This is a genomic window from Flavobacterium indicum GPTSA100-9 = DSM 17447 (genome assembly GCF_000455605.1).
GTDB lineage: Bacteria > Bacteroidota > Bacteroidia > Flavobacteriales > Flavobacteriaceae > Flavobacterium > Flavobacterium indicum.
Genome location: NC_017025.1, coordinates 715808 through 728867 on the forward strand (window position 1 = coordinate 715808; position 13060 = coordinate 728867).

Sequence of the window (13060 nt, forward strand, 5' to 3'; positions counted from 1 at the left end):
AAATTTCATAATTATTGCCTACATTTGGAAACATTTTTTATAAAAATAACAACTAACTTAATTTTATATTATGGATTTTAATTTAACTGAGGAGCATTTAATGATTCAGCAAGCAGCAAGAGATTTTGCTCAAACTGAATTATTGCCTGGCGTAATAGAAAGAGATGAACATTCAATTTTTCCCGCAGAACAAGTAAAGAAAATGGGAGAACTTGGATTTTTAGGTATGATGGTTGATCCAAAATATGGTGGTGCTGGTTTAGATAGCGTTTCTTATGTGTTAGCTATGGAAGAAATTGCTAAAGTAGATGCTTCTGCTGCAGTTATCATGTCTGTTAACAATTCTTTAGTGTGTGCTGGTTTAGAAAAATATGGTACAGAAGAACAAAAAGTTAAATATTTAACTCCACTTGCAAAAGGTGAGGTGATTGGTGCATTTTGTTTGTCTGAGCCTGAAGCAGGTTCTGATGCTACTTCTCAAAGAACAACTGCAATTGACATGGGTGATCATTATTTAGTTAATGGAACTAAAAACTGGATTACAAATGGGGGTACGGCTTCTACTTATTTAGTTATTGCACAAACTGATGCTTCAAAAGGACATAAAGGAATTAATGTACTTATTGTAGAAAAAGGAATGCCTGGTTTTGAAGTTGGGCCTAAGGAGAAAAAAATGGGTATTCGTGGTTCTGATACACATACATTATTGTTTAATGATGTAAAAGTACCTAAAGAAAATAGAATTGGTGAAGACGGCTTTGGTTTTGCATTTGCTATGTCTACTTTAAATGGGGGTAGAATTGGTATTGCGTCTCAAGCATTGGGAATTGCTCAAGGTTCATATGAATTAGCATTAAAATATGCTCAAGAACGTGTGGCTTTTGGCAAACCAATTTTCCAACATCAAGCGATTGCTTTTAAATTAGCAGATATGCATGTTAAAACAACTGCGGCTCGATTGTTGGTTCATAAAGCAGCAGTAGAAAAAGACCAAGGTTTAGATATTGCGCATTCAGGAGCTATGGCTAAATTATACGCTTCAGAAGTGGCTTTAGAAGTTGCAAATGATGCAGTTCAAATTCACGGTGGTAATGGATATGTAGCAGAATATCATGTGGAACGAATGATGAGAGATTCTAAAATTACTCAAATTTATGAAGGAACATCTGAAATTCAAAGAATTGTAATTTCTAGAGGTTTAGTTAAATAACTAGTTTCAAGTATAAAAAAGGGCAACTTACTCAGTTGCCCTTTTTTTATTTATAGATAATCTAATGTTCTTTCTAGACTCATTCCTCTGGATCCTTTAATTAATAAAAGACCTTTTGTTAGGTTGTTGTTCTTAATGGCTTCTTTAAAATCTTCAAAGGTCTCAAAGAAATGCAAATTAGATTGTTGAATTTTGTTTGAATAAAAATCTTTGCCAATTAAATAAAATGATATGGTATCCTCATTACTACATAAATCTACTAATTTATGATGCTCATTTTTACTTTCCTCTCCCAATTCAAACATGTCTGCAAGTACGGCAGTTTTTGGGTTTTGTTCTAATTGGAAAAAATTAGTTAAAGCAGCTTGCATACTACTTGGGTTGGCGTTGTAGGCATCTAGTATGATTTCGTATCCATTTTTAGTTAATAATTGCGAACGATTGTTCTCAGGAATATAGCCTTCTATTCCTGTTTTAATTTGTTCATCTGAAACTTCAAACAATTTTCCAATAGTAATAGCTGCATTGATATTGTTGGCGTTATATAGTCCAATTAAATGCGATTGAATGGTGGTTTGGTTAAAAGAAATTTTAACCATTGGATTAGCTTCTACATTCGTTATATTTACAAAAGCATTTTCTTTGTTTATACCAAAAGAAATGGAGTTCAATAATTTACTATTTTCAACTTGAATGGTGTCTTCTAAATTGATAACTGCTTTTTTGTTGTTTTTTTCTAAATATTGATACAATTCGCTTTTACCTTTAATAACTCCTTCTACGCCTCCAAATCCTTCTAAGTGGGCTTTCCCAAAATTCGTGATATACCCAAAATCAGGTTCAGCAATTGATGATAGAAATTCAATTTCTTTTTGATGATTAGCACCCATTTCAACAATGCCTATTTCAGTTTTATCATTAAAAGATAATAAGGTTAAAGGTACGCCTATATGATTGTTTAGGTTTCCTTTTGTGGCAACCGTGTTGAATTTTTGACTTAATACTGCATGAATAAGTTCTTTAGTTGTAGTTTTGCCGTTACTACCTGTAAGTCCAATAATCTTTATGTTTTTTAAATAGTTTCTGTGATAGTGGGCTAAATCTTGTAATGCTTTTAAACAATCTTCTACTAAAATGTAATTTTCATTTAATTGGTATTTTTCTTGATCAATTAGAGCGTATTTCGCACCTTGTTTAATTGCTGTTTCTGCAAAGGTGTTTCCATCGAAGTTAGCTCCTTTTAAAGCTATGTAGAAATTGTTTTTTTCTATTTTTCTTGTATCAGTAGTTACTCCTGTAGTTTCTAAAAAGTAACGATGTAATTTTTCTATATTCATAGTGCTAAAATAAAAAAAAGCCCTTTAATAGTAAAGGGCTTTTTAAAATTATTATAAAGTACTAAAATTATTTTTTAACGTTTCCTCTTGGAGTCTTTTTGTTAGATTTTGGTCCAACTTTAGACATTGCACATCTAAATCCAATGTAGTCTGTTGCCATATCCTGAGGGAAGTATCTTCTAGAAGCTGGGTCTAACCAATAAGCTCTATCTCTCCAAGATCCTCCTTTGTATACTCTTACATTATCGTCAATCAATGTAGTTCTCTTGTCTGATTTGTCATATTTTTTAGACATTGAACCGATGCTGTCTACATCAATTTTGTGCATAGGAGATTGGTACATTCTTTTTACTGGATCTTCTTTTTTACTTGTAGTTTCTTCTTCAGAAGTACCAAAGTCAAAATATCTTGAAGATTGTCTATCACCATCTCTATAGTTTTTATTATCTGAAGTAGAGAAGTTTTGTCTCAAGTAAGTCTCATTTTCATCTACAGGAACTTGTGCAATTTGACCAGGGAAATTTCTAGCCATAATTTTACCATTACTTAAAGTGTCATATTTGATATTTTCACTTGTAATAATTTCAACAGTTCCGTCTTCACCAATTTTATTTTTCATGTAAACGTTACCTCTGTAGTAGTTGAAGTCATTTGCTTCGTCATCAACAATTGGTCTGTATACGTCTGCAACCCATTCTGCAACATTTCCAGCCATATCATATAAACCAAAATCATTTGGAGCATAAGATTTAACTTTGTTAGTGATATCAGCACCGTCATCTGACCAACCTGCGATACCGCCGTAATCTCCTTTTCCTTGTTTGAAGTTGGCTAATTGATCACCTCTGTATTGTCTTTTTCCAGAACGTGTATATTGTCCTTTCCAAGGATATTTTTTCTGTCCTTTGTAAATATTATATTCTCTATTTCCAACTAAAGCTAAAGCAGCATATTCCCATTCAGCTTCTGTAGGAAGTCTGTATTCAGGTAAAATGATACCAGAACTTCTTTGTGCATAAACATTTTTTACAGAATCAGCAACTTCTCTTCTTCCTCCTTTACCCATTTCTTTCTTTAGAACGATTTCACCGTTACCTCCAAAAGTTTTTGATGGCGAATTAATATAAGTTTCTGTATCAAAGTTAGAGTCTGCAGTTACATTTTTACCTAAATTAACTTTGTTGTCTTTCTTTAAATACCCTTCTCTTTCTAAGATATTTTCGTTAACACGGTTTGTTCTCCAATCACAAAATTCTGTTGCTTGGATCCAATTTACGCCAACTACTGGGTAGTCTGCATAAGCAGGATGTCTTAAGTAGTTGTTCGTCATAGTTTCATTATAACCTAAACGATTTCTCCAAACTAATGTATCAGGAATTGCTCCGTTATAAATATGTTTGTAGTTTTCTTCTGTAGGAGGGTAAACAGCTTTTAACCAAAATAAGTATTCAGCATACATAATGTTAGTTACCTCAGTTTCATCCATAAAGAAGGATTGAACGTGCTGTTTATTTGGAGTGTTATTCCAATCGTGCATTACATCATCCTCAACTTTTCCCATAGTGAACGTTCCGCCTTCAACAGATACCATTCCTGGAGGAGTTTCTTGTTGCTTAAATTTAGTATTGTATTGGAAACCACCTTTTTTGTCGTTGATTTTCCAACCAGTTGCAGTTGAACCACCTTTAGTGCTTCCTTTTTTGCTACAACTTGTAAAACCTATTGTTAATGACAGTGCCACTAACAATTTTAAAGCCATAATTTTGTTAACTTTCATACTTTAGTAGGTAATAATTTTAGTGCCGCAAGATAATAATAAAGGATTAATATGCAACATAAAAATAAAAAAAATTAAACATTTTTTTAACTAACTTCGTACATAACGTAAAGATTCAATTATTTATTGTTTTTTTATATAAAATTTTAGCTATTATAATAAATTATTTTAATTTGCGTTTATTATGCTGATGAAAAAGATATATTTATTATTCCTATTTGTATTTGTTAATTCCTTTGCTCAATTGACAAAAGAAATTAGTCTGGATTGGACTTCTAAAAGTGATTATACAATTGATAATTTTCGATTTGATATTCCACAGTTTCAAAAACAAAATTTTCATTTTGATCCTTCTTCGAGAAGTTTAAAATATTCTAGCTCCTTTTTTGTTGATGCACTCGTTTCAGAGGTGAATTTTCAAATTGAAAATGTATCATACGAGTCTGTTGATGGTTCTAGTTTGGGTGATTTGTCTGTTGCTCAAATTAAAAGTACTATTGATTTTAAGTTGACTTCTTCGTTTGCACGTAATCAACCTATGATGTTTGTTAATTTTAATCCTATAATTAAGGAGGGTGTTGGTTACAAAAGAGTAAAAAAAATAACGTTTTCATACACATATACTCAAAACCCAACGGCTAGAAACACGGTTAATAATCAGGTTATGACGGTGCAAAATTCTGTTTTGTCTTCTGGAAATTGGTTTAGATTTTATGTTCAAAAATCGGGTGTGTATAAAATTTCTAAATCTTTTTTAAATGATTTAGGCGTAGATGTAAACGCAGATCCTAAAACAATTAAGATTTATGGAAATGGTGGAAGAATGTTGCCACTGCGTAATGATGTTTATTATCCATTCGATTTAGAAGAAAATGCTATTCAGTTTGTTGGAGAAGATGATGGTGTTTTTAACGATGGGGATTATATTTTATTTTATGCAGAAGGTGTTGATAATTGGAATACAGAGAGTTTAACGCATGTGAATTTGTTTGCCGACAAAGCATATTACTATGTTACTTATGGAGGTGCAAATGGAAAAAGAATTTCAAACTTTGTTCAACCATCAGGTGCTGCTACTTTAAATATGACTACTTATGATGGTTATGTTTTTCATGAACAAGATTTGGTGAATCCTGGTAAAATTGGAAGAAGATGGTTTGGTGAAGGTTTTGATATTGATAACGATCAAACATTTGATTTCGCATTGCCTAATTATATTTCAGGAAGTCAAGTAAATCTTTTTATTAATTTTAGCTCTATTTCATTTGGTAATACTTCTTTTAAAGTTAAAGCAAATGGAGTAGATATAGCTACAGTTCCAATGGGTTCTTTGAGTTCAGGTGCGGGAGTTTTAGGGTATGAAAATATATTGAATCAAAATTTTATTCCAACAAATTCAAATGTTGCGATAAATATAAATTATAATAATGGAGGGGTGCCGTCTTCAAAAGGTTTTTTAGATTACATTACTCTAAAATACAATGCTGATTTGAAAGGATATGGAAAACAATTTAGTTTTTCAAATAGTTTGGTTACTTCAAATATTGGAGTTGGACAATTTACTATTTCAAATGCAAGTTCAATTCAAGCAATTTGGGATATAACTGATATTTATAATGTAGCAAAAATAGACAATTCTTCAAGTAGTTTGTCGTTTAAATTAAACTTAGGAACTGCTAAAAAGTTTGTAGCTGTTGATGTCGCTAATTTATATACACCTGAAAAAGAAAGTACTACTAAAATTGCAAATCAAAATTTAAAAGGAACAATATTTTTAAATAATCAGGGTGTTTTTCAAGATATAGATTATTTAATAATTACGCCAAGTTTTTTAGTAGGTCAAGCCGAAAATTTAGCGAATTTTCACAGAAATTATTCAGGTTTAAAAACAAAAGTGGTTACGACTGAATCTATATATTTAGAATTTGGAGGTGGAAAACAAGATGTTGCGGCCATTAGAAATTTTGTGAAATATGTCTATAACAACGCATCTTCTCCTACTAATAGAGTGAAATACTTAAATTTATTCGGGGATGCTTCTTATGATTATAAAAATAGAATTAGAAATAACAACAATATAGTGCCGATTTTTCACGGATTTTATCCTACTAATTCATTGAGTCCAAATAATATTACAAATTTTTCTTTATTTTCATCATTTATGTCAGATGATTTTTTTGTCTTGTTAGATGACAATGAGGGTGATATGCAAGGCTCTAATGATGGATTAGATGTTGCTGTGGGAAGAATGTTGGTGTCTTCAACTGATCAGGCTGCAGAAATGGTTAATAAGGTGTATGAATATCATGATGAAAAATCGTATGGCAGATGGAGAAATAATTTGGTCTATTATGCAGATGATCCCGATATTTCAAAACCTGGGGATTGGGAATTGCAAAAAGATTTAAATGAATTGGCAGATCAGGTTAACTTGCAAAATCCTTTTTTTAACTCAAAGAAAATTCTAATTGATGCTTATGTTCAAGAAGTAAATGCAGGTGGGGAAAGATATCCTTCTGCTAAAAAGGATTTTATCGAATCTATAGGGATTGGCGCCTTGGTTCTAAATTATTACGGACATGGAAATGAGGAAAGTTTTGCAATTGAAAGAATTTTTGAAAAAGCTGATGCGCAAGTTTTAAATAATAGGTACAAATATCCTTTATTTATTACAATTACTTGTGAGTTTACTCGATTTGATGATCCTGATAGGCCAACGGGTGGAGAATATATGTATTGGAACAAAGCTGGAGGAGCTATTTCTTTATTAGCAACTACAAGGCAAATTGGGCAGTCTACGGGTATTCAGGTAAATGAAGATGTGTATGATTATTTGTTTTTAATGGAAAACAATCAGTATTTAACAGTTTCTGAAGCGTTGAGAAGAGCAAAAATATTGCCGGGTTCTACAAACAGAAGGGTTGTTTTTTATATTGGTGACCCTGCATTAAAATTAGCAATTCCAAAGCCAAAAGTGGTATTGACAAAATTAAATGATGAACCTATAGCTACAACTGCTCTAACATTACAAGCGCTCTCTTTAGTAAAATTAACTGGGCAAGTTGTTGATCAAAACGATAATTTAATAACAACCTATAATGGAGATTTAGCTGTACAAGTATTTGATAAAAATATTTTAAGAACAACTTTAGCAAATGATGGGGTTAGAGAAATAATAGGTTATAATACATCGACTTCTCCTCCAACTCCAATATATGGTAATTTGATTGTTCTGAATTTTGATACACTTGGTGAAGTTATTTTTAGAGGAAATGCTTCTGTAGTTAATGGGATGTTTGAATTTAGTTTTGTTGTGCCACAAGATATACAAATACCTGTAGGAAATGGAAGGGTGAGTTTTTATGCAAAAAGAAATCAGCCTACGCTAGAAGATCAAACAGGTTATACTAATCAAATAAAAGTAGGTGGCGTAAATATTGCAGCACCTTCAGATACTACACCTCCAAAAGTTAAGTTGTATATGAACGATACGAACTTTGTTAGTGGAGGTATTACCAACGATTCGCCAATATTTTTAGCGTTTTTAGAGGATGAGCATGGTATAAATACAGCTAGCGGAATTGGGCATGATATAGTTGCAATTTTAGATGGTGATGAGAATAATCCTTATGTCCTCAATGATTATTATGAGACGGAAAATAACGACTATACCAAAGGTAAAGTTACTTATCCTTTTAGAAATTTAGCTCCTGGATTGCATACTATTTTGTTTAAAGCATGGGATGTTTATAATAATTTAATAACTGCTGAAATTCAATTTTTAGTGGTAAGTAATGAAGAATTAACTTTAGACCACGTGCTTAATTATCCAAATCCTTTTGTGAATTATACCGAATTTTGGTTTAATCATAATCGCCCATTTGAGCCATTAGATGTGCAGGTTCAAATTTTAACAATAACAGGAAAATTGGTAAAAACAATAAATCAAAGTGTTGCAACGAATGGTTTTTTATCACGTGAGATTAAATGGGATGGAAAAGATGATTTTGGAGATAAAATTGGGAAAGGCGTGTATGTTTACAAATTGACTGTAAAGTCTACGGTCACGGGTAAAAAAGTAGAAAAAATAGAAAAACTTGTAATACTGTAATAAAATTGTATATTTGTTGGCTTGCAAAAATTATAAGCCTATTGACAAAAAATACATCTGACTATAATTAACTAATCTAAACAGATGAAAAATTTATTAAAATTAGTAACACTTTTGGTGGTTTTTCAAACCGCTACAGCGCAAGAAAATAGAGTAATAACTACAGGCGTTCCTTTTTTATTAATCGCTGCAGATGCTCGTTCTGCTGGTATGGCTGATATGGGAGTAGCGTCATCGGCAGATGCGTATTCTCAGCAATATAACCCTTCAAAATATGCGTTTTCGTCAAGAAAACAAGGGTTTTCATTAAGTTATACTCCTTATTTAACTAGTATTGCAAACGATATTTCGCTTGGCCAAATAACCTATTACAATAGAATTAATGACCGTAGTGCTTTTGCAGGAAGTCTTAGATATTTTGGTTTAGGTGATATCGAATTAAGACAAAATGCTACAGATCCAGGTGTAGTTGTAAATCCAAACGAATTAGCTTTAGATGGTTCGTATTCATTAAAATTAAGTGAAACATTTGCAATGGGTGTTGCTGGTAGATATATACGATCTAACTTAAAAATTCCAGATAGCAATACAGATGCAAAAGCAGCTTCAACTTTTGCTGTTGATATTTCAGGTTTTTATCAATCAGAAGAAGTTGCTTTCGATAGTTTTAATGGTAAATATCGTTTTGGATTTAATTTGCAAAATCTAGGTCCTAAAATTTCTTATGATAACGATCAATTAAATGAAAACTTTTTACCGGCTAATTTAAGATTAGGAGGTAGTTTTGATTTTATTTTTGATGAATACAGTAAAGTAAGTGTAATTGGTGAAACAACTAAATTATTAGTTCCAACACCACAGTCGGTAACCGATTTAAATAATGATGGTACAGTAGATGCAAATGATGCGGCAATTAATAATGAAAATTATAGAAAAATTGGTTGGGTTGAAGGAATTTTTAAATCTTTCGGCGATGCACCAGATGGCTTTAGTGAAGAGTTAAAAGAATTTACTTGGGCGTTAGGAGCAGAATATTGGTACCAAGATTCATTTGCATTAAGAACAGGGTACTTTAATGAAAGTGCAACGAAGGGAGCTAGAAAGTATTTAACACTAGGAGCTGGGTTTAAGTATAACATTGTTAAAATTGATGTTTCTTATTTATTCTCTGCTTCAAAAGTTAAAAACCCGCTGGAAAATACATTGCGATTCTCATTAACATTCAATTTCGGAGATTCATACGATGATTTATAGAAATAATATAAAGTAAAAATTTAATCCAAATTCATTTTTTTGAATTTGGATTTTTTTTCCCTTAAAAAGAACTAAAAAAACATGAAAGAAGTTAAAGTAGAAACAAAATTAACTGTAATTGATTCTATTGATGCGTTATCTTTAGAGGATAAACAATTAATGCTAAAAGCTATAGAAGCTAGAAAAAAAGCGTACGCTCCTTATTCTAATTTTCAAGTTGGAGCTGCTATCAAGCTTGATAATGAGGTAGTATTAGAGGGTTCTAATCAAGAAAATGCCGCTTATCCTTCAGGGTTGTGTGCTGAACGAGTTGTGATTTTTTATGCTGGAGCTAATTATCCGGATAACAAAATTTTGAAATTGTTTATTTCTGCTACTCCTGTTAATAGAGAATCTGAAACACCAATTCCGCCTTGTGGATCATGTAGGCAATCAATAGCTGAGTATGAAATTAAACAAGATTTGCCAATTGAAATTTATTTTATGGGTGCAAAAGGACAAATTTATAAATCAGATTCTTTGAAAAATCTATTGCCATTTATGTTTGATAAGGCAAGTCTATAACGTTTTCGTTAGAAAAAAATGTTATATTTTGATAAAAATTTAAAAATTGGTGCTTTTAAATTTTTGCAATAAAAGTGTAAGTAGTATTTTTGTCATTCGTAAATTTTACAAAACAAACAAATTAAACAGAAACAAATGAAACCAATTACCAAAGAAGTATACCTAAAGTGGTATGAAGATATGCAATTTTGGAGAAAGTTCGAAGATAAATTAGCTGCTTTATACATTCAACAAAAAGTAAGAGGATTTCTTCATTTATATAATGGACAAGAAGCAGTGTTGGCAGGAGCTTTACATGCAATGGATTTATCTAAAGATAAAATGATTACTGCTTACAGAAATCACGTGCAACCTATTGGAATGGGAGTGGATCCTAAAGCTGTAATGGCTGAATTATTAGGAAAAGCGACAGGTACTTCTAAAGGTTTAGGAGGTTCAATGCATATTTTCTCTAAAGAACATGGTTTCTATGGAGGTCATGGTATCGTTGGAGCACAAATCCCAGTAGGTGCAGGTATGGCATTTGCAGATAAATATTTTGAAACAGGTGGGGTAACATTGACCTATTTTGGTGATGGTGCTGCACGTCAAGGTTCTTTACATGAAGCTTTTAATATGGCTATGAACTGGAAATTACCTGTGGTTTTTATTTGTGAAAACAATGGTTATGCTATGGGTACTTCAGTAGAACGTACTGCAAATCATACGGATATTTGGAAATTAGGTTTAGGATATGAAATGCCTTGTGGCCCCGTTGATGGTATGAATCCTATTAAAGTGGCAGAAGCGATGCATGAAGCGATGGAAAGAGCTAGACGCGGTGAAGGACCAACTTTCTTAGAGATGAAAACATACCGTTACAGAGGTCATTCTATGTCAGATGCGCAACACTATAGAACCAAAGAAGAAGTTGAAGAATACAAAAAAATTGACCCAATTACGCAAGTGTTAGATATCATCAAAAAAGAAGGATATGCAACTGATGCAGAAATTGAAGCAATAGATCAAAGAGTAGTAGATTTAGTAGCAGAATGTGAAAAATTTGCTGAAGAATCTCCATTCCCAGACTTATCTGTAATGTATGATGTAGTTTACGATCAAAAAGATTATCCATTTTTACCACATAAATTATAATTAAAACTATGGCACAAATTATTACAATGCCCCGTTTAAGTGATACTATGACTGAAGGAGTTGTAGCGGCATGGTTAAAAAAAGTGGGAGATACAATTAAATCGGGTGATATATTAGCTGAAATTGAAACAGATAAAGCTACCATGGAATTTGAATCATTCTATGATGGCGTTCTTTTACATATAGGAATCCAAGAAGGACAATCAGCACCTGTTGATTCATTATTAGCTATTGTTGGGCAACAAGGTGAAGATATTACTGCATTGCTTGCGGGAGGTGCTACTGCGTCTACAACAGCACCGGTTCAAGAGGAATTGAAAGAAACTACAGCTACCGTTTCTGCTCCAGTTGAAATTCCAGCAGGAGTAAAAGTGGTGACGATGCCTCGTTTGTCTGATACAATGACAACAGGAACAGTGGCAACTTGGTTGAAGAAAGTAGGTGATGCGGTTAAAGAAGGTGATATTATTGCTGAAATTGAAACCGATAAAGCGACCATGGAATTTGAATCATTCAATGCGGGTACTTTGTTGTACATTGGTGTTGAAGAAGGTGGTTCTGCTCCAGTTGATAGTATTTTGGCGGTTTTAGGTCCGGCAGGTGCAGATGTTAGTGCTATTGTAGCTAACTTTAAAGCAGGCGGCTCACAAGAAGCACCAAAAGAAACTGTTGCGCCTGAAGTGAAAATGGAAACAGCTTCAGTTTCAAACGCAAATTCTACTGCATCTAATGGAAGAATTTTTGCTTCTCCTTTGGCTAAAAAAATTGCTCAAGATAAAGGGATTAATTTAGCTCAAGTTAAAGGAACAGGAGAAAATGGTAGAATTACTAAAGCTGATGTTGAAGGGTTTAATCCAACTTCTGCAAGTCCAGCTCAAGCAATTGCTGAAGCTACATCATCAGTTGCTGCCGTTAAGCCATTTGTTCCAGCTGGTGAAGTATTCCAGGAAGAAATTAAAAATTCGCAAATGCGTAAAACCATTGCGAGAAGATTGTCAGAGTCTAAATTTACAGCGCCACATTATTATTTAACTATTGAGTTAGATATGGATAATGCTATCGCTTCAAGAAATATGATTAATGGATTGCCAGATACTAAAGTATCATTTAATGATATGGTTATCAAGGCAAGTGCTATGGCATTGAAAAAACATCCACAGGTGAATTCTCAATGGAGAGAAGATGCTATGGTGATTAATCATCATGTAAATATTGGTGTTGCCGTGGCTGTTGAAGATGGTTTAGTAGTACCAGTATTGAAATTTACCGATTTAATGAGCCTGTCTCAAATTGGAGCAAATGTTAAAGACATGGCCGGAAGAGCGAAAGCTAAAAAAATTCAGCCTGCCGAAATGGAAGGAAGTACATTTACAATTTCTAATTTAGGAATGTTCGGAATCCAATCTTTTACTTCCATCATTAATCAACCTAATTCTGCTATTTTATCTGTTGGTGCAATTGTGGAAAAACCTGTGGTTAAAAACGGTCAAATTGTAGTTGGTAATACTATGACAGTAACATTGGCTTGTGATCACAGAACGGTTGATGGGGCTACTGGTGCTCAATTCTTACAAACGTTTAAAGCGTTTATGGAAAATCCAGTTACCATGTTAGCATAAGAAATTATTCTAAATATTTTATAAATCCTAAGGCGTATTCCTTAGGATTTTTTA

8 protein-coding genes are annotated in these 13060 nt (G+C 32.7%); 6 read left to right on the forward strand and 2 right to left on the reverse strand.

Annotation, left to right across the window (positions count from 1 at the left end; genetic code table 11):
* The first annotated feature begins 70 nt into the window (after positions 1 to 70).
* Positions 71 to 1210: an acyl-CoA dehydrogenase gene (locus KQS_RS03135; protein ID WP_014387760.1), complete on the forward strand. Its 1140-nt coding sequence runs from the start codon at positions 71 to 73 to the stop codon at positions 1208 to 1210.
* A gap of 50 nt (positions 1211 to 1260) precedes the next feature.
* Here KQS_RS03135 and KQS_RS03140 read toward each other — a convergent pair whose 3' ends face one another.
* Entirely contained in the window at positions 1261 to 2547 is a 1287-nt protein-coding gene (locus KQS_RS03140; protein WP_014387761.1) for a UDP-N-acetylmuramoyl-tripeptide--D-alanyl-D-alanine ligase, read from the reverse strand.
* A 67-nt stretch (positions 2548 to 2614) separates the two neighbouring features.
* On the reverse strand, positions 2615 to 4324 hold the full coding sequence (gene gldJ, locus KQS_RS03145; RefSeq protein ID WP_014387762.1) for a gliding motility lipoprotein GldJ: 1710 nt from the start codon (positions 4322 to 4324) through the stop codon (positions 2615 to 2617).
* Between the two features lie 190 nt (positions 4325 to 4514).
* On the opposite strand from gldJ, the gene porU reads away from it, so the two are divergent.
* From porU to KQS_RS03170, 5 genes are all read left to right on the forward strand, one after another.
* Positions 4515 to 8435 carry a type IX secretion system sortase PorU gene (gene porU, locus KQS_RS03150; protein WP_014387763.1) on the forward strand — a complete coding sequence of 1307 codons (3921 nt, stop codon included), beginning with the start codon at positions 4515 to 4517 and terminating at the stop codon, positions 8433 to 8435.
* A gap of 84 nt (positions 8436 to 8519) precedes the next feature.
* Positions 8520 to 9689 (forward strand): type IX secretion system outer membrane channel protein PorV, encoded by a 1170-nt coding sequence (porV, locus tag KQS_RS03155; protein WP_014387764.1) that lies wholly within the window; start codon positions 8520 to 8522, stop codon positions 9687 to 9689.
* 81 nt (positions 9690 to 9770) lie between these two features.
* Entirely contained in the window at positions 9771 to 10253 is a 483-nt protein-coding gene (gene cdd / locus KQS_RS03160; RefSeq protein ID WP_014387765.1) for a cytidine deaminase, read from the forward strand.
* A 135-nt stretch (positions 10254 to 10388) separates the two neighbouring features.
* On the forward strand, positions 10389 to 11387 hold the full coding sequence (gene pdhA, locus KQS_RS03165) for a pyruvate dehydrogenase (acetyl-transferring) E1 component subunit alpha (protein ID WP_014387766.1): 999 nt from the start codon (positions 10389 to 10391) through the stop codon (positions 11385 to 11387).
* Positions 11388 to 11395: 8 nt separating this feature from the next.
* On the forward strand, positions 11396 to 13006 hold the full coding sequence (locus tag KQS_RS03170; protein ID WP_014387767.1) for a pyruvate dehydrogenase complex dihydrolipoamide acetyltransferase: 1611 nt from the start codon (positions 11396 to 11398) through the stop codon (positions 13004 to 13006).
* The last annotated feature ends 54 nt before the right edge of the window (positions 13007 to 13060 follow it).

What these genes read in the sequence shown, in the direction of transcription:
- KQS_RS03170 (WP_014387767.1), top strand. Translation starts at nt 11,396, where the DNA reads ATGGCACAAATTATTACAATGCCCCGTTTAAGTGATACTATGACTGAA.
- porU (WP_014387763.1), top strand. Translation starts at nt 4,515, where the DNA reads ATGAAAAAGATATATTTATTATTCCTATTTGTATTTGTTAATTCCTTT.
- KQS_RS03140 (WP_014387761.1), bottom strand. Translation starts at nt 2,547, where the DNA reads ATGAATATAGAAAAATTACATCGTTACTTTTTAGAAACTACAGGAGTA.
- cdd (WP_014387765.1), top strand. Translation starts at nt 9,771, where the DNA reads ATGAAAGAAGTTAAAGTAGAAACAAAATTAACTGTAATTGATTCTATT.
- KQS_RS03135 (WP_014387760.1), top strand. Translation starts at nt 71, where the DNA reads ATGGATTTTAATTTAACTGAGGAGCATTTAATGATTCAGCAAGCAGCA.
- pdhA (WP_014387766.1), top strand. Translation starts at nt 10,389, where the DNA reads ATGAAACCAATTACCAAAGAAGTATACCTAAAGTGGTATGAAGATATG.
- porV (WP_014387764.1), top strand. Translation starts at nt 8,520, where the DNA reads ATGAAAAATTTATTAAAATTAGTAACACTTTTGGTGGTTTTTCAAACC.
- gldJ (WP_014387762.1), bottom strand. Translation starts at nt 4,324, where the DNA reads ATGAAAGTTAACAAAATTATGGCTTTAAAATTGTTAGTGGCACTGTCA.